This window comes from Algoriphagus terrigena DSM 22685, from assembly GCF_000429445.1.
GTDB classification, from domain to species: domain Bacteria; phylum Bacteroidota; class Bacteroidia; order Cytophagales; family Cyclobacteriaceae; genus Algoriphagus; species Algoriphagus terrigena.
The window spans coordinates 51145-71643 of the sequence record NZ_AUBW01000010.1; the positions used below are offsets into that span (position 1 = coordinate 51145).

A 20499-nucleotide genomic window follows, 5' to 3' on the forward strand; every position below is an offset into this window, starting at 1 on the left:
TCGAATATTGAATGTCGAAGTACGGAAAGAACGCACAATTATATGAATAAGAATCAAAAAATCGCCCAATGCTTCTCTCCTGCGGCTTTTATCCATGATTCAGAGGAAAATTATCGAGAGATCGAAAAGCTGATTCAGGAGCAGGAAATCGGCGGGTTGACTTTTTTCCACAGCCGTCATTCCGCTGCCGCCAACTTCGAAAAGCGGGCAGAAGTCTTGGATGTGGGCGGGACTTTTGAGAAACTGATCGGACTAATCAACCGCTACCAAGCCATTTCCAAAATCCCGCTGCTGATCAGCATCGACGGGGAATACGGACTGGCGATGCGAGTAGAAAACACACCCCAATATCCCTTTGCAATTACCTTAGGAGCGCTGAAATCCGACGCTGAAACTTGGGTGGAGGAAGTCGGCTATCGCATGGGGGTAGACATGAAGCGATCCGGAATTCACTTGAATCTTGCGCCTTGTGCCGATGTCAACACCAATCCAAACAATCCCGTAATTGGCTATCGCTCTTTTGGAAAAGATGTGGAAGCAGTATCCAAGCTTTCTTTCGCAGCCTATTCCGGAATGAAAAAAGCAGGAATCGGAGCCTGTCTGAAGCATTTCCCCGGGCATGGAGATACCGCAACCGACTCTCACTTGGGTTTGCCGATCCTGCACAAAACCAAAGCCGAACTGAAAGCCGAAGAACTCTTCCCCTTCCAATACGGCATTGACCGGGGAGTAGAAATGATCATGGTTGGACACTTGGCTGTTCCTGCGTTGACCGGAGGAAAGGACGTTCCTGCCAGCATCAGTCGGGAATTGATCACTGATTTGCTGAAGGGTGAAATGGGTTTCAAAGGCCTCGTGATCTCGGACGCGCTGAATATGAAAGCCGTTGCGAACCTCTTTCCCGAACCCGGTGAACTCGAGTGGCAGGCTTTCCATGCCGGAAATGATATTCTTTGCTTTTCGGATCATGTCAAAGAAGGAATTGAAAAAATCGCGCAAAACGCCTCCGATGCCGAAGTCGATGTGGTTTTTGAAAAGGTGATGGACTTAAAAAATCGCTTGGGCGTGATGGAGTTCCAGCCAATAGAAGTTCCGGCTTTCAATTGTGAAAGCCACTCCAGGCTTCAGTCGGAGTTGGCAGCGAACTACGTTTCCGTGATTTCAGGTGAGATCAATCCTGCTGAAATCCAAGCTCTGGCTCTGGCTGGAAAACTGGGTTATAGCGAGTTTTTTACCTCAACCCCCAGTCCTTTTTCAGAGAAATTGGATTTGACTTTTTCTCCGATAGATCAATCAGAAAAAGTGATCTTGGCTGTCTTTGTCCCCAGTCATAAGCCGCTGTATCAGTTTGGAATGGAACAGACTGTGCTGGATGAAATCAGTGTCTTGGCAAAAAGTAAAGCTTGTATTTTGATCCATTTTGGGAATCCTTTGGCACTAAAACATCTTGAAAATTTGAAAGATTTTGAAGCGGTGATCTGTGGGTATCAGGGATTTGAGGAAGTGCAGAGGGTAGCGGCTGATAGACTTTTTTCGAAATAATTCGTAGGTTGAAGTATGGACATTCACTGAAGCATGACCCCAAGAATTGAAAAGTTGAACGAGAAGAAACTGATCGGCATGCGGTTGAGAATGAGTTTGTCAAACAATAGAACCGGTGAGCTTTGGAAAAGCTTTATCCCAAGAAAAAGAGAAATCCAAAACAACCTCACGGGTGACGTGATCTCCATGCAAGTGTATAGCCCAACCCACTTCGCAAACTTCGATCCAGCGACCGAATTTGAAAAATGGGCTACCGTTGAAGTCTCCGATTTTGAGATCATACCGAAAGAAATGGAAACCTTCCCCTTGACAGGCGGCATGTATGCTGTTTTTGATTACACAGGTCTCAGTAGCGACCCCGGTATCTTCCGATACATCTTTGGGACCTGGCTCCCAAAATCGGACTATAAGCTGGATGATCGACCGCACTTCGAGATCTTGGGGGCCAAATACAAAAACAACGATCCAGCCTCAGAGGAAGAAATCTGGATTCCGATTCGACCCAAGAGTGAATAAGTCGCTGTGCAGCTTCTTGAGGTTTGCCTCCTCGCGATTCGATCAACGGACTTTCACTCAACTCCAAACAGATTGTATTCCGAGAATGAAAATCTCCTAACCTGCCTCAAATTGCTTCGATTTCTGTCGAGGATTTCGAAGCAGAATCGATAATTTGAAAGCCTAACGCGGTAACCCATGAAGCCTACAGACACACACAATGAGCGGATCGCAAAGATGACTTTTGCCTCGGTCTATCCACACTACGTCACCAAAGTCGAGAGGAAAGGCAGGACCAAGGAAGAACTGCACCAGGTCATCACCTGGCTGACCGGCTTCGACGACCAAAAGATCCAAAAACTGATCGAGGAGAAGGCGACTTTCGAATCTTTCTTCGCGCAAGCAAACCTACATCCCAACGCCCACCTCATCACCGGAATGATTTGCGGATACCGGATCGAAGAAATCGAAAACCCGCTGACACAAAAGACCCGATACTTGGACAAGATCGTCGACGAACTGGCCAACGGAAGAAAGATGGAGAAGATACTGAGGAGCTAAAGAGCAAAAAAACGACCCCCCAAACACTGGAGGGTCGTTTTTCTTAGTTCTCTACCGAAAACTTATACTCAATCGTGTGCTCGTATTTCTCTCCCGGACTTAGGATCGGGCTGGGGAAGTTTTCATGATTGATGGCATCTGGCCAGTTTTGCGATTCCAGACAAAAGCCCCAGTGGGCATCATACGTTTTTCCATCCGCTCCCGCAAAATCTTTCACGAAGTTGGCCGTGTAAAACTGCACTCCGACGTTGTCAGAATACATGTCCATCACCCGGCCGCTCTCTGGATGACGAACTTTCACGAAATGTTTCATCTCATCTGATTTTTCGGTTTTCATCACCATGTTGTGGTCAAATCCTCCGCCATTGGCGGCGATCTGATCAGCGAGGATCTTTGGCGTGCGGAAGTCAAATGGCGTTCCTGCAACATCCTTAACCTCACCGGTTGGGATCAGCCCGGCATCGACCGGAGTGTAGGCATCCGCCCAAAACTGGAACTCATGATCCAGCACGTCACGCTTCATCCCACCGAGGTTGAAATAGGTATGGTTGGTGAGATTCACAATGGTTTTCTGGTCAGTGGTAGACTCGAAACGAATGCGAAGTGTGTTGTCCGTAGTCAGCTCCATCCAAAGCGTCGTGGTCAGATTGCCGGGATAGCCTTCCTCACCATCAGGACTCAGATAGGTCATCTTCACGCCGACGGTAGAGTCGTTGGTGTAGGTTTCCGGAGTCCAAACTTTCTTGTTGAAACCCACCAGTCCACCGTGAAGGTGATTGTTTCCGTTGTTTTTGGCGAGTTCATAGGCTTTGCCATCGAGTTCAAACTTGCCCTCAGCGATCCTATTGGCAATTCGACCGGCAGTTGCTCCAAAAAACGGGTTTGGCTTAGTCAGGTATTCCTCAACGGTATCAAACGTCAGGGTGACATTTTCTTTGTTTCCGTTTTTGTCCGGAGTGATGATCTTCGAAATCAGCCCCCCATAGTTGGATAGTTCTACTTGCATGGTCCCATTGTCAAGGACGTAATGGAACACGGGTTGGCCTTCGTGTTCGGCCACTTTTTCAGCTTTGATCATCAGATTGACTTCTTCTTTAACAGGTTGTTGGGTTGTGGTTGTTTTTTGATTGCAGGCAAAAGTGCCCGAAAATACGATTGCTAAGCCGAAAAGGGAAAGGTATTTCATGGGTTTAATTGAATTGGAAAATTTCAAAATTGAAGGATTGGAAAGTGGTAAAGTTGCAAAGTTTTGGAATCAGGAAGGCTATCTGCAGGTTATCGCCTCAACTCTTCTTGAGACCTCGTAAATCGTATTTCGTAAATCACAAATTGGGTGCAAGGTCTCCCGGAGCTAAAAGCTTCAATTCCTTTCAAGGCCTGATAAATCGCAAATCCTACTGTCTGAGGTACTTTTGTCTGATCAGATTTATTTGCAGCTGGAGCTCATCGCGCTGGATAAACTTGCCCTGGATCATGATCGCTTGGGGTTTCTGCATGGTAGTCAGATCTTCCAGCGGATTCTTTTGCACCAATACAAACTCAGCCGCCGCACCCGGCTTCAGCACGCCCCATTCTCCACTTTCCTCGAAGTAGTCCGCGCAGTTTACTGAGCCAGTTTTTAGAATTTCGTAGTTGGACATGCCTGCTTTGGACATGGATTCGATCTCCCTGTGGATGGAAAATCCGGGTACATTGAACACCTGGGGAGAGTCCGAGCTCATGATCATCGGCACGCCGGCACGGTGAAGATCGAGAAAAAGCTTTTGCCGAAACTCCAGATAGGGCTTTGTTTTGGCCTCGGCCAACACTCCATCCGCTTCCAGCTTGGTTTTGGTATTGAACCATTGGGTCACTAGCTGACCCGGCAGGTAAAACATCTCCGGCTGCTGACGCAATTCGTAGGCAGGCTGATAGCCGAAATACCGCTCAAAAAGCGTCATCGTAGGAGCGATCCAAGTCTTATTTTCAAGGCAAAGCTCGATCAGTCCGGCCAATTTACTTTGATCCACTTGGCCAACCAGATTCATGTTGAACGGCCCGGAAACGGTAGGATCAATCGCTGTCCCATCCGGTAGCATAGCCTCGAGAAAGCCGTCGATGTGCTCCACAGAGCGGTAGCCGTTCGTCACGGAGGTCACCAAACCCACATCCAGCGAGACGTGTCCCCCATAGAAAATCCCGACCTTCTTGGCCTCATCTGCAATAGCCAGAAACTTTGGCGTATCCAACCCGGGATGGAGCTTGAGGTGATCGTAGCCAGCGGCCTTTTGATCGCGAACCATCTTCCGTCCCGCATCGGGATCGGCCACCGAAGTCCCATTGAGCGAAGGTCCGGAGACAAACATCCTCGGCCCGGCCACTTCTCCTTTTTCCACCTTTTCCTTCAATGCAAGATGCGATTCATGGCCCAGCATGCTTCGGATTCTCAGGACACCATTGGCCAGATATAGCCACAGAACCTCTTCTTGAAACTCCGGCCCATACTGATCCGGATTTGGCAAATGCGCATGAAACTCCGCCAAACCGGGGAAAACGTACATCCCGCGACCATCCAGCGAACGAATACCCGCCACCGATATCTCCTCCTCCGGGGCAATCTCCATGATCACACCATCCTTCACATAGATCGAATGGTTCTCCAGTACGGTTTCATCCTGCATCGTGACCACATTGACGTGGTTGATAAGGAGTTCCTGAGAAAAAGCCGGCGCAGAAATAAGGGCCAGAAAAGCCAGTGACAGCAGAATTTTAAAAGGTTTCATCGCCGGGTGGGTTAGGGTTCGAAACATAATTTCGGTCATTCCTATTTGCAAACCAATCCGACTGTGGAAATATTTATTTTGCCACAAAGGCTCTAGGACACAAAAAGAAACTTGTACGTCTAAAAAGTAAGAAGCAAGTCGCAAACGAATCAGTCCAGCTTCTGGAGAAGCAGGACAACGCGAAATCTGTGAGAATCTGTGACCTTTTCTGTGATGATCTGTGGGAAAAGAAAAAGGACTGAATTTCTCCAGCCCTTCGTATTTCCAGTTTCGTCCCTCGTATTTACTTAGTCCATTCCGTGTGATAAAACTTCCCGCTTGGGTCGTCTTTCCGCTGATAAGTATGCGCACCAAAGTAATCCCGCTGCGCCTGAATCACTGACGCAGAGGATTCCGCCGTAATTCTTCCCAGCAGATAGTTGATCCCAGCGCTCATCACCGGCAATGCAAATCCATGCGTCAGTCCCAATCCGACCAGTTCTGCCAAAGCTTTTCGACCGGAAATCACCTGTTCCTTCACGCCAGCCATCTCAAAGAAGGAGCCCGAATCAGTGTAGTTTGCTGAGATATTCTCCATCAGTCCGGAGCGGATGATACAGCCATTTGTCCAGATTCTGGAGATTTCGTTGAAGTTCAGCTTCCAGTCTTTGGTGTCAGAAACGGTTTTCATCAGTCGGAAACCAACCTCGTGATTGATGATTCTGGCCAGGGAATACGCCGCTTTGATCTTTGGTAACCAAGAATCAAGAGAGCCTTCAACTCTGACGAACTCATGCTGAAAAGTTTTTGAGAAAGCGACTCTCATCGCCTTTTCACCCGACACTCCGCGGGCGTTGACCGACTCGGCCAGTGGGCTATAAGGAATTCCGTATTCCAAAGCGGTGGTCAAAGACCAAGCCCCGGTTCCTTTTTGACCGGCCTGATCGAGGATTTTATCCAAAAGCAGTTCTCCGTTTTCCTTGTGCAAAAGCAAGTCTGCCGTGATTTCCAGAAGGAAAGACTTCAGCTCACCTTTGCCCCAGTCAGTAAAGATCGCTGAAACCTGCTCTGCCGTACAGCCAAAACCGAATCGCAGCAAATGGGTCAACTCGGCTAAAACTTGCATTTCACCGTATTCGATGGAGTTGTGTACCATCTTGACAAAATGCCCTGAACCTCCGGGCCCAACGTAGGTCACGCAAGGTTTGCCGTCTTTGTCTTTGGCAGAGATTCGTCCGAGAAAGTCTTCCACCATCGCATATCCTTCGGCATTGCCGCCGGGCATGATGGATGGGCCCTTTCTGGCACCTTCTTCTCCTCCGGACACTCCCATAGGCAGGAAGTGCATGCCTGATTCATGGAGTCTTGCGACGCGCCGATCCGAATCGAGATAAAAGGAGTTTCCCCCGTCGATCACCAAGTCATCCTTCTCCAGGATCGGGATCAACGCGTCTAGCTGTGCATCAATCGCCGCTCCGGCGGGGATCATCATCAAAATCCGGCGTGGCTTCTCAAGTGAATCCACAAACTTTTGAAGGTCCTCGAAAGCTTGCATATTGGAGAATTCCGGATTTTCATCGACCACCTTCTGAGCGATGCCTTCTTCTTTTCCGGCTACAAATCGGTTGTAAAGTGAAACCGGAACGCCATTTTCGGCGAGGTTGAGCGCAAGGCTTTTGCCCATCACACCCATTCCGATCACTCCCATTTTCATTTTCATAGGTTGAGATTTAAGGTAAGTAAGAGACTCTTCGAGCTGTTCTTCGGGAGTCCCGGAAATGTCAAGTTCGAAACCAAAAAGCGGTTTTTCCCAAACTGCAATCTGGGAATCCAGCATTCCGGCTTTCATGTAATGGTTTTTTCTGGCAAGCATCCGCTCCCAGATCAGATCCCGGGATCCGACCATGTGAATCCATCGGAGATTTTCGGAAACGGATAGTTTCTCCCGATAGGAATTTTTGAGTGCTGAGCATGCCAAGACAGCTCCGCCCTTGAACTCCGATTCTTCCAATTTATCAGCCAAAGCCTGAAGCCAGGGAATCCTATCCAAGTCATCCAATGGGTGCCCTGCACTCATCTTGGCAATGTTTTCGGCAGGATGAAAATGATCTGCGTCGAAAAAAGGAAGCTGAAGCCTTTCGGCCAAAAGAGACCCGAGTGTGGTTTTACCCGTACCCGAGACACCGGTGACGATTACAAGCATGGGGCGAATTTAGCTTTTTTTGTAGTCAACTGACCACTGTCTACGGCCCACTGCCTGTTTTTTTCATTTGATTTAGCTCAATATTAACAGTGAAACGTCAGTATCCTGTCACGGTCCGTAAACAGTGCACCGTCTACTAATTTTCCAACCTTTCAATTTTTCAATTTTCCAATCCCTACCTTTGCACCTTCAATTCCAAGATTCATGATTTCAGTCGATAACGTCTCCGTGATCCACGGCGGCAGCCCGCTTTTCAGCAACATCACCTTCAACATCAACGAAACCGACAAGATCGCCCTTATGGGGAAAAACGGAGCAGGGAAATCCACTTTGCTCAAGATCATTGCCGGGCAAAACAAGCCAAGCTCGGGAGCTGTTTCCGCGCCAAAAGGCTTCGTGGTCGCTTATCTGCCCCAGCATTTGCTGACCTCGGATGACTGCACGGTGATGGAGGAGACGTCAAAGGCATTCGCTTCTTACTTGGGAATGAAAACCGAAATCGAACGGATCAATGAAGAATTGACCGTTCGCACCGACTACGAATCAGAAGACTATTACAAACTTATTGAGCAGGTATCAGAGCTGAGCGAGCTGTTTTATGCCATTGAGGAAGTCAACTACGAGGCCGAGGTAGAGAAAGTGTTGTTGGGTCTGGGTTTCATCCGTGATGATTTCCAGCGCAACACGTCTGAGTTTTCTGGAGGATGGAGGATGCGGATCGAGCTGGCCAAGATCCTGTTGCAAAAGCCGGATTTGATCCTCCTCGATGAACCGACCAACCACCTGGACATTGAGTCCATCCAGTGGCTGGAGGATTTTTTGATCAACAAAGCTAAAGCCGTCGTGGTGATTTCCCACGACCGGGCCTTTGTAGACAACATCACCACCCGCACGATCGAGGTGACAATGGGTCGCATCTACGACTACAAAGCGAAATACAGCCATTACCTGGAGCTGCGCAAAGAGCGTCGTGAGCAGCAGCAGAAGCAGCACGAGGAGCAGAAGCGCGCCATGGCCGACATTCAGGAATTTATCGACCGCTTCAAGGGCACCTATTCCAAGACCCTTCAAGTACAATCCCGGGTGAAGATGCTGGAGAAGATGGAGATCATCGAAGTGGACGAAGTCGACAGCTCAGCCTTGAAACTCCGCTTCCCTCCTTCTCCCCGATCCGGGAAATATCCGGTGATCGTGGACGAGATGAGCAAAAGCTACGGGGATCACGTCGTCTTCAAAGACGCAGCGATGACCATCGAGCAGGGTCAGAAGGTAGCTTTTGTAGGAAAAAACGGGGAAGGGAAATCCACCATGATCAAGGCGATCATGGGTGAGATCGACTTTCAGGGCAAATGCGAGCTGGGCCACAATGCGATGATCGGCTACTTCGCGCAGAACCAAGCCTCTCTATTAGACGAAAGCCTGAGCATCTTCGAAACCATAGATCACATCGCTGTCGGCGAAGTCCGCACCAAGGTCAAAGACATCTTGGGAGCATTCATGTTCAAAGGCGATGACATCAACAAGAAAGTGAAAGTGCTCTCCGGCGGGGAAAAAACCCGACTCGCGATGATCAAACTTCTACTCGAGCCGGTGAACTTGCTGATTCTTGATGAACCGACCAACCATCTGGATATGAAGACCAAGGACATCATCAAGGATGCGTTGAAAGCTTTTGACGGCACCTTGATCCTGGTTTCCCACGACCGGGACTTCTTGGATGGCTTGGCTACCAAAGTCTTTGAGTTTGGCAACAAGCGGGTCAAAGAACACTTCGAGGACATCAATGGCTTCCTGAGAAACAAGAAACTGGAGAACCTGAGAGAGGTAGAGAGGAAGTAATCAGACGCAGTGATCAGTATTCAGTGAACAGAAAAAATCCGAAGTCAACCGCTTCGGATTTTTCTTTTTATCCCAAAACAAAACCCTCCAAGGATCTGAAACCTTGAAGGGTAGTATTTTCTAACGTCTGGATACTTCTGTCTTATATCTTCTTTTACAGTCCAAACATTCTAGGCAGCCAAAGCGAGATCTCAGGGAATATCATGATCAGAGCCAAAGCTACGATCATTGCCAAGAATAGCGGCAGGAGCGGTTTGATCACCTGCTGAATCGAAATCTTCGCAATCCCCACACCGATAAAGAGCACTGATCCCACCGGTGGGGTACAGAGTCCGATGCAGAGATTGGTTACCATCATGATCCCAAAGTGAACCGGATCCACACCCAGCTTGGTCACTACGGGCAGAAATATCGGCGTGAAGATCAAAACCGCAGGGGTCATATCCATAAAGATCCCGACAAACAGCAGGAGCAGATTGATCAAGATCAGGATGACAATCTTGTTGTCACTGAGTGAAAGCAAGGCCGAAGAGATGTTTTGCGGGATATCCTCGCTGGACATCACCCAAGACATCGCCATGGAGGTAGCGATCAGGAGCATCACCACGGCGGTCGTCTCGGCAGACTTGAGCAAAACCTGAGGCAAGTGCTTCCATCCAATCTCCCGATAGAAAAGCGATAATACCAAGCTGTAAACAACGGCGATCGCGGAAGCTTCCGTCGCTGTGAAAACACCACCGACGATACCGCCGATCACCAAGACCAGCAAAAACAAACTCGGCACAGCGTGGAAGAACGTGCTCGTGATCAATTTGAACGAAGTCGGTTCTCCGGCAGGAAGCTTGTTTGCCTTGATCAAAATCGCTGCGGTGATCATCAGCAACAGGCCTATCAGAAGTCCCGGAAGATATCCCGCCACGAAAAGTGCCGCGACAGACACCCCGCCAGACGCTAGCGAATACACGATCAGCACGTTAGACGGAGGAATGATCAATCCAGTAGTTGACGAGGTGATATTCACCGCTGCGCCCAAGGCTTTGGGGTAGCCTTCTTTTTCCATTCTTTTTCCCAAAATCCCGCCCATGGAAGAGGCTGCAGCCACAGCCGATCCGGCGATCGCCCCCATCAGCATGGCCGCCACGACGTTCACGTGCAAGAGACCGCCCGGCAGTCTTCCGGTGAGTGACTTGGCAAACTCGATCAGCCGGTTGGCAATGCCTCCACGATTCATCAGCTCTCCTGCTACGATGAAAAAGGGAATCGCCAAAAGCGAAAAACTGTCCAATCCCGCTCCCATCCGCTGCGCGACGGTGGTAATCGCAGGCATGGTCGCCACCGTCACCATCAGCGTGAACATACTGGACAGGCCCAGACTCCACGCCACCGGAACGCCAAGTCCCAGAAAAAACAAAAAGGTGATAACAAGAATCAACACACTTAGTACTTCCATTATTCGGCGGTTTTGAGGGTTTGCGTGAGGTGGACGATGGAGTAAGCCTGGTAGTAGGTGACCAAGATTCCACTAAAAGGAATGATGCCGTAGACATAGGCCAGCGGAATCTGTAGGGTGGCGGATTTTTGCCCAAGGATAAAGGTGATGTACACCAAGTTGGAGCCGCCGATCATCATCGCCGTCACCGCAAATACCAGGACGCAGACGTTGATCAAGATCATCAGTTTTTGCTGGGCTTTGCCCTTCAGCTTGGTCAAAAGGATGTCCACGGCCAAATGTTCGTTTTTGCCGGCTACGTAGGCCGACCCGAGCATTCCCACCCAGATCAGCATGTACCGCGACAGTTCGTCGGTAAAGGAACTTGGACTCTGAAAGACATAGCGGGAAGTGACCTGCCAGGTCACGTTGAGTACCATCAGTGCCATGAGGATGACCAAGAGGTGGGCAATCACGGCGTCCAATTTGGATTTGGCTTGAATCGAAAACATAAATGGGATCTGTTTTGGGTTGTGCTATTGAACTTCGCGGATAGCTTGTACCACCGCATAGATTTCGGGCTGAGCGACCTTGAGATCCTCGTAGACACCTTCGACCGCTTTGCGGAAAGGCTCCTTGTCCGGACGGAGGATAGTCACCCCTGCGGCCTCAAGTCCGGCCATGGATTCGGCGTCGGATTTTGCCCAGAGCACAGATTCGTATTCGGCGGATTCGTCAGCAGCCTCCTGTATCCACTTTTGCTCCTCGGGAGTAAGCTGGTTCCAGACCTTGGTGCTCATGATGACCACGTCCGGGATGGACGTGTGCTCGTCCAGACTGTAGTATTTGCAGACTTCGTAGTGCTTGGAAGTATAAAGACTCGGCGCATTGTTTTCCGCTGCATCGACGATGCCCTGCTGGAGCGCCGTATAGAGCTCTCCGTAGGAAACCGGCGTCGGCGAACTTCCCATGGCTTTGACCATGTTGGAGGCAGTGGGACTTTCCATCACGCGGACTTTCAGACCAGCGAGATCTGCAGGCGTATTCACAGGCTTGTCTTTAGTATAAAAGCTTCTTTTGCCAGCGTCATAATAGCACAGCCCACGAAGCCAAAACTCCTCTCCATCCAGCAAAAGCTGCTTGCCAATCGGGCCGTTCAGCACTTTCTTTTGGTGGGCATCATCGCGAAAAAGGTACGGCATCCCATACACTTGCATCATCGGAGCGAAGCCTTCCAAGGCAGCTGCGGACACCTTGGTCATCGCCAAGCTGCCCACCTGTAGGAGCTCCACCAGTTCCCGCTCGGATCCCAGCTGCTGATTGGGATAGACTTTGACCTTGATCTTGCCGCCGGATTTCTCCTCGATTTTTTTGCCCATGAACAGCATGGCTTCATGGACCGGGTGATTCACCACTTGCGCATGGCCAAGCTTGATGACTCTGACACCCAGCTGATCCGCGCAGGAGTTCAGCAGTCCGAGGGTCAAAATCGAGAGGAAAACAAGGAGGTATTTATTCATGGGTTTTTGTTTTGCTGAATGAGGCTAACAATATTACTCTTTCCATTTTTAAGGTGCTGAGAAATTACGGAATCGATTTAAAAGCGCTTAGGTCAACTTTTTCTATTGTCTTGAATATTCATCCGGATGAATATTCTGAAGGTTTTTGGCCCCCAATTTTCTCCGATAGTCAGCCAGTCGATACTCGTAGATAGATCCGATCACTCCTCCCAGCCGCTTGTCCTTATAATCACTGAGGCTCGCGATGTAGGTATTTGCCGCGGGAGACGGAGAGAGCAAGACCTCTGTCGGGAGGGTAAAATCGGGAAACATCTTTTTAAAATGCTTCTCTACAAACCTGCTGGTAAACAGGACTCTGCCGATCGTCGGAGTCAGACATTGGAGGATTCCGGCTTTGTTGTGTTCGACGATCTTCAGGTTGACGTCACTGCAGTTGTTTTTTGTCCGGATGACCTTGTAGGCGACATCCGAGAGAGCCAAGCGATTTTGAATACACAAGTCCCGCTTTTGCTCAAGGGTCTGCACCGGCATGCCGAAGGTATCCGACAAAAGCCTCCACAACTCATTTTTCCCGCTTCCGCAGTAGAACCAATCTCCGTAGTCAAGGCCATTGAAGCAGGGAAAGCTTCCCAGAATCAAGGAGCTTGCATCGTCGGGGCAAAAGGGCTCAAAGGGATGGGTTTCGATCTTGGTCATGTCATTTCTCAAAGGGAAATTGGCTGGCCGAGCTGTGAGGATTCGTAGATCGCGCGGATCAATGCGACAGACTTTCGGGCGATTTTCCCATCGACGACGACGGCTTGATCCCTGTCCAAAGCTTCCAAAAACAGTTTCCATTGATCCAAGTGAAGTTGGATACCAATCGCATTTGGATCGGACGAACCACTTCCCGAGGCCGCTTCAGCAGCTACTTCCATCGGAGGCTGTCCCTTCACATTCCATGCGGTGAGTTTTCCGCCTTCGAGGATGGCACTTCCTTCTGTGCCAAAGATCTCGATCCGCTCGGGATATCCGGGATAAAGCGCCGTCGCTGCCGTGATATTTCCCAGAGCTCCATTCTGAAAATTAACCAGCGCAGCGCCCAAATCCTCTCCCTCGATCGGATAAAGTGTCGTCTGCACCTGACCATAGACATTTTTTACCTCACCCATTAGATCCAGTAGGAGATCAATCGTGTGAATGCCCTGATTGATCAGCGCTCCGCCACCGTCGGCTTTGAGGGTCCCTTTCCAAGCGCTGGTGGAGTAATACGCGTCGTTTCTAAACCAGTTCACATACGCATTTCCCATCAGCAACCGTCCGAAAACCCCGGCGTCGACGGCTTGCTTCAGCTTTTGATAATCCGAAGAAAAGCGGTTTTGGAAGATCACGGCAAGCTTGACGCCTTTTTGTTCCGCCGCCTCGATCATCTCGTCTGCACGGTCGGTGTTGATCTCAATGGGTTTTTCCACCACCAAATGTTTTCCGGCCCGAATCGCCTCCAGTCCCGGCTCCAAGTGCTTCCCACTCGGGGTGCAGATGCAGACGATGTCCAGTCCTTCGATCGCCAGAAACTCATCCATGTCCGAAAAAACGGGCTCGGAAAAACGGGTTCTTGCCGCTTCCGCACTCGCAGGATTGGGGTTGAAAAGTCCCAGCAGTTTTGCGCCTTGCAGTTCTGCAATCGCCTGCGCATGCTTGATCGCGATGGCTCCGGTTCCGACGATTCCTATTCCTTTCATATTTCTTCGTTCAGTTCTTTGAGTAGTTTTTTCCAAGTTTCGGATGCCACTGGGACGCCATTTTCGAGGTTTTTGATCCGGGTTTGCAAGGTCTGCTGGCCGGGGTAAAAAATCGATTTCCCAGCAAAAGCTTCCGCTCCAAGGTAGTCGGCAAGGATGGCCTCGGCTTTATCCTCAAACCAATCTTCTAAACCAAGCACGCTTGGATCGAGAGAGATGAAGACCTGCGAAAGCCCGCTTTCAAGCTTCTCTTTTCCGATGTCGTTTGTGCTTTTGCCTCCTGAAAGCAAAGCCGCCAGCAAATCAATCATCAGCGACAGTCCGGCTCCTTTCCAGAGTCCCATCGGCACGGCCGATTGATTTTCCAACACAGTCTGTGGATCGTCGGTCAACTCTCCTGCGGAATCAAAACCCGCCGGAAAGGCTGCCTTTTCTCCCGCTTGCGCCAGTCGACTGAGTTTACCATAGGCAAACTGTGACATCGCCATATCGAGGACCACCGGGCCGATTTTCCGGGGAATTCCGATCACCAGGGGATTGTTGCCCAGCTTGGATTCTTTCGCTCCCCAGGCAGGCATATTGGGCATCGTGTTGGTGAAGCAAATCCCGATCTTTCCCTGATCCACCGCCTGCCAACCATAGCTCCCGCCGCGCATCCAGTGATTCGTATTTGCTAAGGCCACGCATCCGATTCCAGATTCAGCAGCCAGCTCCATCGCTCGGTTCATGGCACACTGCGCGTTCAAATTTCCCGGCCCGAGTTGTCCATCCCAGCGCTCGAAGAATCCGGCTTTGGAAAGTAAGAGCGGACCCTTTTCAGGAAAGACAACGCCTTCGCGGATGTATTTAAGCAGCCGCTCGAAGCGCTCGATCCCGTGAGACCGGACGCCGTCGAGGTCCGTCTTGGCAAAGAGTTCGGCGCACTGCGAAGCCCTTGTGGCAGAGAATCCAACTTTCTCCAGCGCCTCTTGTAGGCTCTGCTTGAGCAAGGGAAACGGAATCAAGACATCAGCCATTGGCAAAAATTGTTTGTGCGAAAGCCAAGATAGGCCCGCGTGATCAATTACACAATCTGATCAGAGACGGATCTCCACCAGATCATTTAGAAAAAGCTCAACATTTGAGTACTCCGAAGCCAAATCAAAACCGGCCGCATCCAAGGGCGATTTCGGGTCGAGTCCTTTGGACTTTTCCCAATCATCCGGCATCCCGTCCTGATCGGAGTCCGCGGGAGCTTCCTTTTGCGACAGCATCGGCCAGCCTCCCACTTGGGTTTGAGAATCGATGATGCCATTTTGGCCAAAAGACTCCTTACCGCTTTTGGCTTCCCCGATAATCCTCAGATCCACGGCATCGCGCGTCAGACTCGCTCCGGCATTTTCCAATACGAACTCAAGTGCTTCTTTTGCAGAGAACGTTTTGGCCTCCGCATATTCAAGCTCCTTTTCCAACAAACCCCAGCCTTCCTTGGTATGGACTACTCCCAGCGAATTATTTTCGGACATCTCCGGAAAGCCCTCCACGATGTTGCCGCTGATAAAGAATTTGCCATAGGGCGCATACGGCTCCAGGATCCAGACATGATCTTCGGGAGTCGCAGGGCCGGGCTTGTAGTAGTTGTTTACCATGTTGTAATTGCCCTCTTCGCCGGCGTAGGAGCTGTTTCCTTTCCAGTTGTAGATCACGTTGTTTCGAAAGTCGCCCAGTTCTTTTTCAGGCATTTTGTGATATCTCGCACCGTTGAACCGGGGATTTCGGCTGTTGTGATCGGAGAGCAGATTGTAGAGAAAAGAGGCTTTCATCCCGCCCCAGATTCCGCCGTAGCCGTGTTCGCCCTTTTCATGGACGGATTGGTTGAGACTTTCCGACAGGATGGAATTTTGCAGAGTGAAGTTTTCATTGTCATAAAACGACCCACATTCGTCCGTCGCCCAGCTGAGCGAGCAGTGATCGATGATCAGGTCTTTGACACGAATCGCGCTGATGGCATCATCCTGTACCTGCCGCAGGTCGCCCATCCGACTTCGGATGTAACGTATGATGACATTGTCGGCTTTGATCTTCAGAGGGAAATTCTTCAGCGTAATCCCGTCACCGGGCGCAGATTGTCCGGCGATGGTAAGGTCACCGTAGTTGATATCCAGCGAAGACTCCAGCTCGATCGTACCCGAGACGGCAAAGACGATGATCCGGGCCTCCTTCTTCTGGATGGCTTTCCTGAGTGAACCTGGCCCGTCATCCGCCAGACTCGTCACCACAAAAACTTTTCCTCCCCTGCCTCCGGTCGTGTATCTCCCAAATCCTTCCGCACCGGGAAATGCCAGACTTTGCGTCTCCTGATCCTGAGCAAAAGCGCCAGTTTGGATGGAAAATGAAAGGAAAAGTAAAAGGAATAGCAAGTAGTTCATTTGAATTTATTTGGGTTGATCCAACATCGGAACAGCTCTTTTGCATAGCTGTAAACACACGCCCCAAGGATCCCGCAACATCACCAAATGCGAGCCATCAGGCAGGAAATCATCGCTGATCTCGACCGCTCCGGCGGCGCAAAGTCGGGCTTTGTCACCAGCAGGATCTTCGGACACCAAGGCCAGATGAACTGCAAGCGGATGGAGTTTGGAGAATTCCAAGGTCTCGCCTTTGGGATTGGAATAAATCTCCAGCATGACTGTACCACTGTCATCTGCGAGAAAAGTCATGTAAGGCGGGTCTGCCATTTTCTTTTTGACTTTCAGCCCCAAATGCTCCTCATACCACAGAGACATGGCTTTGGGGTTGCTTACGTTCAGTGCAAAATGTTCGAATTTCATCGTGTATTGGATAAGTGTTTGTTCAATTTAGCAGAAATCCAGGGATCAGTCTGGAGAGATCAATGAGACAGCCTGTCAAGAAAAAGGTGAGGCAATTGCCCCACCCTTTCTCATCAAAAACCCATGCAATAATCTAAAGTTTTACTCTCCATCTGGGATCTCCGGTATCGTACTTCCCGGCAAATCCAGCGTCTTTGAAGTTGAAGTTGTTTGCATCGGGACTCACCCAAAGGTCACCTTGCTTTTTGGTATAATTACCCAAGGGGAATCCCGGAATCGGTGCTGAAGCGAAGGAGAAGTCGGACGTACTGAACACGTTGACGATGTCAAACACCGTCGAGCCCAGTCCTTCCATGCCTTTGACTGCAAAAGCATCAGCGCCGGCCTCGTCCCATCCGTGGCCAAAGATGCTGTTACGGATCTTGATGCCATTTGCCACGTTGTTGTTGCCGTCTCCACCACGATATCGGAACAGGAAGTTGCTCCCGTTGACAAAGTTGCCAAAGGTGCAGGACTCGATCGTGATCGAAGTCGAGTTGTTTCGGGAAGTGATGCTTCCCTGAATCTTGTTGAAGGTTGAGTTTTCGAACAAGATGTGATTCACACGAGCCGTCGGATCACTTGGCTTAGGATCGGTGTCAGTAGTCAACAAGCCGTAGCCACCCAGGCTGTCCACGAGGGAATTTCGGATGATGTACTGGTCGATCTCTATCGTGCCACGGATTCGGAGGATTCCCCGAAGGGTTCCGATTTCACAGTTTTCAAAAGACAATTCTCCCACCCGAATGTTGTTTGCACTTGGATTGAACACATAGTCTCCGGTATAGTCGGCACCTCTGATCTCCAGATCCACAAAGCGAATGTGGTCGATCTGAGAACCCGCAGCGATATTCCAGTTTCCTGTAGTGTAGAGTTTTGCTTTTTGCGCACCAAATCCATAAGCGGCTTGGATCGTGATGGACTTGGCCAGCGCCTCAGAAGGCAGGTCATAGGTCATGCCTCTTTTCACCAAGATAATCGCACCATCGGGAGCTCCCGCCACCGCATCTGACACCGCCGTTGGACTCGTATTGTCCCGAACGTCGATCACTCCGGGAGCAGTTGGATCTATATCAGCCTTGAGCGTGGTATAGGGCACCCAGCCTCTCAGTGTTTCCCCGCTGTAGATCGCGATTTGATACTTCGTCTCAGGCTCCAGGCCGTTGACAACCGCTGCGCCTTCCAGTTCCTCCTCGGCAGTGACCGGTTGCTCTGGGAGCAGCGGCGTAGTCAGCTTCAGATCATCTCCGGCAAAAACTTTGGTACCGGTGACGGCAGCTCCTGCTTTGACCCAAGATACCCGAGCTGCGATGTCGATCACATCATAGACTGTCGGCTCGTTGATGATGCTGGGGAAGCGCTGCGTACGCACATTTCCCAGATCGGCTACTTTGCTGTCATAGACAGGATCGCTGGCACGGGCAGTCGCCCGGACTTGGTACAGCGTATTCCAAAAGAGGTCTTCGCCCACCAGCGCCTTGTCGACCACGACGTAGCTGGTGTCTGTTTCGATCAGATAGTCAACCGTGGCAAAAGTGTCACGGCTCACTTCAACGGTGTAGGAAACAGCCTCTTTGAGGTTGCCCATGTTGACGATGATCGTGTTCGCCTCAGAGGTCAACTCCTCGTTGAGCACCGGTCTGAAAAGCCGGGTTTGATCATAGATCGTTTCGTCTTCCTGGCAGGCAGTGAGTCCTAGGACTCCCAGCAATGCCAAACCCAAAAGGGAAGGAATATTCAATTTTGATATTTTCATGTGTCTATTCTTTTTTGGCTGTCAGGAATTAAAATCCGTACCCGGAATTGTCCAGGGTCCCTTGACTATTGGCGACGGCACTGGCTGGTATCGGGAAAATATAGCGCGCAACACCAGGCTTGGGACCGTTGTAGTAATTGTTCCAGTCCTTGGTGATCCAGTCAGCATAGGTCTTGGTCTCATCGTGCATACTGAGCAAGAACGAAACCTGAGTCCAGCTGTCATCCGGTGGAGCGACGACTTTCGTGTTTGGATTGAGGATGGTAAAGTCACCTTTCTCATCAAGCTTCCAGTACATGTAATCCGGCAGATCGCCGGTACCATTGTAAGCGTCGTCGGCCATTTTCTTCAGGCCTTCCACGGTTTCTTCCATCTTCTGCGAATAATTTCCCCAGCGAATCAGCTCGTATTTACGGATCATCTCACCGCCAAATTCCCAAGCTCTTTCGTCTACAATTGCTTCAAAGAAGTCTTCCTTGCTTGCGGATACACCGGTGACGTAGGCATCCACTTTCTCCGCCCAAAGCCCCTCATCAAACGCTCTTCTTCTCACCCGCTTCAGATGTTCTTGCGCCGCTGGAGTAGGTCCGTTGAGTTCATTTTCTGCCTCAGCAAACATCAGTAACACATCCGAATAGCGGAGCATCGGCCAGTTGATACCGGTGCCTTTGGCAGAGGATGCTCCCGGAGGATTCTCCAGGAAATGACGGCTCCACTTGCCCTGAGCAATATTGGTACTGCCGTTTACAAACACTTCTTCGAAACTTGAATTGACCTTGTACAGCGCGCACGTGACGTCACGGCGCACATCCAGGGTATCGAAGGAGAAATAATATGTCGGCGGAATCGCCATGTAGTTGTTGCCGGAGCCAAAGGTGTGGGCCGAAGTTGGGCCACCTTCTACGGTGATACCGATGTTCCACGCCACGTCACCGTTACCCAGTGCAAAGGGAATCTCGAAAAGCACATCAGCGTTGACCGGCGAGATGAACTTGGACTGGTTGAGGAATACCTGACGGTAGTCTCTCGGCAGTTCGCGGTCTTTCAGCGCAATCAATTTTGCGGAATAGTCCCTGGCAATCTGATAGTAGTCCAGGTAATCCGTAGCACGTGTCATGTTCAGATCCTCTTTGAGGAAATAGCCTGCGCGCTGCAACGAAAGACGCGCGATCATGCCCAGGGTGTACTCGCGGGTTACCTGCTCGATGCCGTAAGGTGTCTCATCAGCCCACATCATTTTCTCCTCGACCTCGATCATATCGTTGATCACCTCGGTAAGGATGAGATTGCGGTCCGCCTTTGGAAGGAGAAATTCCCCACCTGCCACCGGCGCAAAGTCCACAAAAGGCACATCTCCCCAGTAGAACGTCAGGATGCTGTACCAATAGGCTTTGATCGTGACCGCCTCACCCAAGAGGTGATTCATCGTTCTGGCTTCAGCAGCATCTTCGGATTCGAGTTTTCCACTGGCTTTTAGCCCCTCAATGGATATGTTGGCGTCACGGATCGCCCGGTAGGCATACGTCCAGACGATCTCCAGATCGCGGTTGCTTTCCAGCGCATTGAGATCCCAGATCTGGTATCGATCCCCGGAGCTACTCCATCCGCTTTGGTGCTCGATGTCGGTATTTCCGGCAAAGTTGTTGGAAAGGCGGCTTCGGAAAGCATCCTGTCCAAAGTGGCTGTAGACTGCATTGACACCTTTGCGCGCATCATCGACATTGGAGTAGATATATGCCGCGTCAAATGTGGAAAGCGACTCTGGCTCCAGGAAGTCGTTACAGGACACCGCCAGCATGGAGGCAGCCGCAACTAGTATTGATTTATATGAGTTTGATTTCAT

The 20499-nt window shown here is 50.4% G+C and carries 17 protein-coding genes; 4 read left to right on the top strand and 13 right to left on the bottom strand.

What is annotated here, in order from left to right; translation table 11 throughout:
• Positions 1 to 42 precede the first annotated feature (42 nt).
• The 3 genes from G459_RS27220 to G459_RS0110435 all read left to right on the top strand — a co-directional run bounded on the left by G459_RS27220 (position 43) and on the right by G459_RS0110435 (position 2598).
• A complete protein-coding gene (locus tag G459_RS27220; protein ID WP_035455649.1) occupies positions 43 to 1542 on the top strand; it encodes a glycoside hydrolase family 3 protein in 1500 nt (499 codons plus the stop codon).
• Positions 1543 to 1575: 33 nt separating this feature from the next.
• On the top strand, positions 1576 to 2058 hold the full coding sequence (locus G459_RS0110430) for a GyrI-like domain-containing protein (RefSeq protein ID WP_026967607.1): 483 nt from the start codon (positions 1576 to 1578) through the stop codon (positions 2056 to 2058).
• 177 nt (positions 2059 to 2235) lie between these two features.
• On the top strand, positions 2236 to 2598 hold the full coding sequence (locus G459_RS0110435; RefSeq protein WP_026967608.1) for a DUF2200 domain-containing protein: 363 nt from the start codon (positions 2236 to 2238) through the stop codon (positions 2596 to 2598).
• A gap of 43 nt (positions 2599 to 2641) precedes the next feature.
• Here G459_RS0110435 and G459_RS0110440 read toward each other — a convergent pair whose 3' ends face one another.
• The 3 genes from G459_RS0110440 to gndA form a co-directional block, all read right to left on the bottom strand.
• Positions 2642 to 3784, bottom strand: coding sequence for an aldose epimerase family protein (locus G459_RS0110440; RefSeq protein ID WP_026967609.1), 1143 nt, complete (start codon positions 3782 to 3784; stop codon positions 2642 to 2644).
• A 208-nt stretch (positions 3785 to 3992) separates the two neighbouring features.
• Entirely contained in the window at positions 3993 to 5360 is a 1368-nt protein-coding gene (locus G459_RS0110450; RefSeq protein WP_026967610.1) for an amidohydrolase family protein, read from the bottom strand.
• A 283-nt stretch (positions 5361 to 5643) separates the two neighbouring features.
• Positions 5644 to 7542 (bottom strand): NADP-dependent phosphogluconate dehydrogenase, encoded by a 1899-nt coding sequence (gene gndA, locus G459_RS0110455; RefSeq protein WP_026967611.1) that lies wholly within the window; start codon positions 7540 to 7542, stop codon positions 5644 to 5646.
• 204 nt (positions 7543 to 7746) lie between these two features.
• Between gndA and G459_RS0110460 the strand changes: the two genes are divergently transcribed.
• Positions 7747 to 9381, top strand: coding sequence for an ABC-F family ATP-binding cassette domain-containing protein (locus tag G459_RS0110460; RefSeq protein ID WP_026967612.1), 1635 nt, complete (start codon positions 7747 to 7749; stop codon positions 9379 to 9381).
• 154 nt (positions 9382 to 9535) lie between these two features.
• On the opposite strand, the gene G459_RS0110465 is transcribed toward G459_RS0110460, so the two are convergent.
• The 10 genes from G459_RS0110465 to G459_RS0110510 all read right to left on the bottom strand — a co-directional run bounded on the left by G459_RS0110465 (position 9536) and on the right by G459_RS0110510 (position 20499).
• Positions 9536 to 10831 carry a TRAP transporter large permease gene (locus tag G459_RS0110465; protein ID WP_026967613.1) on the bottom strand — a complete coding sequence of 432 codons (1296 nt, stop codon included), beginning with the start codon at positions 10829 to 10831 and terminating at the stop codon, positions 9536 to 9538.
• Positions 10831 to 11322: a TRAP transporter small permease gene (locus tag G459_RS0110470; protein ID WP_026967614.1), complete on the bottom strand. Its 492-nt coding sequence runs from the start codon at positions 11320 to 11322 to the stop codon at positions 10831 to 10833. Before G459_RS0110470 ends, G459_RS0110465 begins: the two co-directional genes overlap by 1 nt.
• Before the next feature lie 24 nt (positions 11323 to 11346).
• Complete coding sequence (locus tag G459_RS0110475) at positions 11347 to 12330, bottom strand: TRAP transporter substrate-binding protein (protein ID WP_026967615.1); 984 nt, start codon at positions 12328 to 12330, stop codon at positions 11347 to 11349.
• 102 nt (positions 12331 to 12432) lie between these two features.
• Positions 12433 to 13026, bottom strand: a complete 594-nt coding sequence (locus G459_RS0110480; RefSeq protein ID WP_026967616.1) for a uracil-DNA glycosylase family protein — start codon at positions 13024 to 13026, stop codon at positions 12433 to 12435.
• A gap of 8 nt (positions 13027 to 13034) precedes the next feature.
• Positions 13035 to 14051, bottom strand: coding sequence for a Gfo/Idh/MocA family protein (locus G459_RS0110485; protein ID WP_026967617.1), 1017 nt, complete (start codon positions 14049 to 14051; stop codon positions 13035 to 13037).
• Positions 14048 to 15067, bottom strand: coding sequence for a 3-dehydro-L-gulonate 2-dehydrogenase (gene yiaK / locus G459_RS0110490; RefSeq protein ID WP_026967618.1), 1020 nt, complete (start codon positions 15065 to 15067; stop codon positions 14048 to 14050). The genes G459_RS0110485 and yiaK overlap by 4 nt, the downstream gene beginning before the upstream one ends.
• Positions 15068 to 15127: 60 nt before the next feature.
• The gene (locus G459_RS27225; RefSeq protein ID WP_035455651.1) at positions 15128 to 16459 is read right to left on the bottom strand and encodes a pectate lyase family protein; all 1332 of its coding nucleotides are present in this window, start codon (positions 16457 to 16459) and stop codon (positions 15128 to 15130) included.
• 6 nt (positions 16460 to 16465) lie between these two features.
• Positions 16466 to 16861 (bottom strand): VOC family protein, encoded by a 396-nt coding sequence (locus G459_RS0110500; RefSeq protein ID WP_026967619.1) that lies wholly within the window; start codon positions 16859 to 16861, stop codon positions 16466 to 16468.
• A 133-nt stretch (positions 16862 to 16994) separates the two neighbouring features.
• A complete protein-coding gene (locus tag G459_RS0110505) occupies positions 16995 to 18656 on the bottom strand; it encodes a DUF4957 domain-containing protein (RefSeq protein WP_026967620.1) in 1662 nt (553 codons plus the stop codon).
• Between the two features lie 28 nt (positions 18657 to 18684).
• A complete protein-coding gene (locus G459_RS0110510; protein ID WP_026967621.1) occupies positions 18685 to 20499 on the bottom strand; it encodes a RagB/SusD family nutrient uptake outer membrane protein in 1815 nt (604 codons plus the stop codon).

Bases quoted from the DNA above. Each gene is read 5' to 3' on its own strand.
- G459_RS27220 (WP_035455649.1), top strand. From the start codon at position 43: ATGAATAAGAATCAAAAAATCGCCCAATGCTTCTCTCCTGCGGCTTTT.
- G459_RS0110430 (WP_026967607.1), top strand. From the start codon at position 1,576: ATGACCCCAAGAATTGAAAAGTTGAACGAGAAGAAACTGATCGGCATG.
- G459_RS0110435 (WP_026967608.1), top strand. From the start codon at position 2,236: ATGAAGCCTACAGACACACACAATGAGCGGATCGCAAAGATGACTTTT.
- G459_RS0110440 (WP_026967609.1), bottom strand. From the start codon at position 3,784: ATGAAATACCTTTCCCTTTTCGGCTTAGCAATCGTATTTTCGGGCACT.
- G459_RS0110450 (WP_026967610.1), bottom strand. From the start codon at position 5,360: ATGAAACCTTTTAAAATTCTGCTGTCACTGGCTTTTCTGGCCCTTATT.
- gndA (WP_026967611.1), bottom strand. From the start codon at position 7,542: ATGCTTGTAATCGTCACCGGTGTCTCGGGTACGGGTAAAACCACACTC.
- G459_RS0110460 (WP_026967612.1), top strand. From the start codon at position 7,747: ATGATTTCAGTCGATAACGTCTCCGTGATCCACGGCGGCAGCCCGCTT.
- G459_RS0110465 (WP_026967613.1), bottom strand. From the start codon at position 10,831: ATGGAAGTACTAAGTGTGTTGATTCTTGTTATCACCTTTTTGTTTTTT.
- G459_RS0110470 (WP_026967614.1), bottom strand. From the start codon at position 11,322: ATGTTTTCGATTCAAGCCAAATCCAAATTGGACGCCGTGATTGCCCAC.
- G459_RS0110475 (WP_026967615.1), bottom strand. From the start codon at position 12,330: ATGAATAAATACCTCCTTGTTTTCCTCTCGATTTTGACCCTCGGACTG.
- G459_RS0110480 (WP_026967616.1), bottom strand. From the start codon at position 13,026: ATGACCAAGATCGAAACCCATCCCTTTGAGCCCTTTTGCCCCGACGAT.
- G459_RS0110485 (WP_026967617.1), bottom strand. From the start codon at position 14,051: ATGAAAGGAATAGGAATCGTCGGAACCGGAGCCATCGCGATCAAGCAT.
- yiaK (WP_026967618.1), bottom strand. From the start codon at position 15,067: ATGGCTGATGTCTTGATTCCGTTTCCCTTGCTCAAGCAGAGCCTACAA.
- G459_RS27225 (WP_035455651.1), bottom strand. From the start codon at position 16,459: ATGAACTACTTGCTATTCCTTTTACTTTTCCTTTCATTTTCCATCCAA.
- G459_RS0110500 (WP_026967619.1), bottom strand. From the start codon at position 16,861: ATGAAATTCGAACATTTTGCACTGAACGTAAGCAACCCCAAAGCCATG.
- G459_RS0110505 (WP_026967620.1), bottom strand. From the start codon at position 18,656: ATGAAAATATCAAAATTGAATATTCCTTCCCTTTTGGGTTTGGCATTG.
- G459_RS0110510 (WP_026967621.1), bottom strand. From the start codon at position 20,499: ATGAAATCAAACTCATATAAATCAATACTAGTTGCGGCTGCCTCCATG.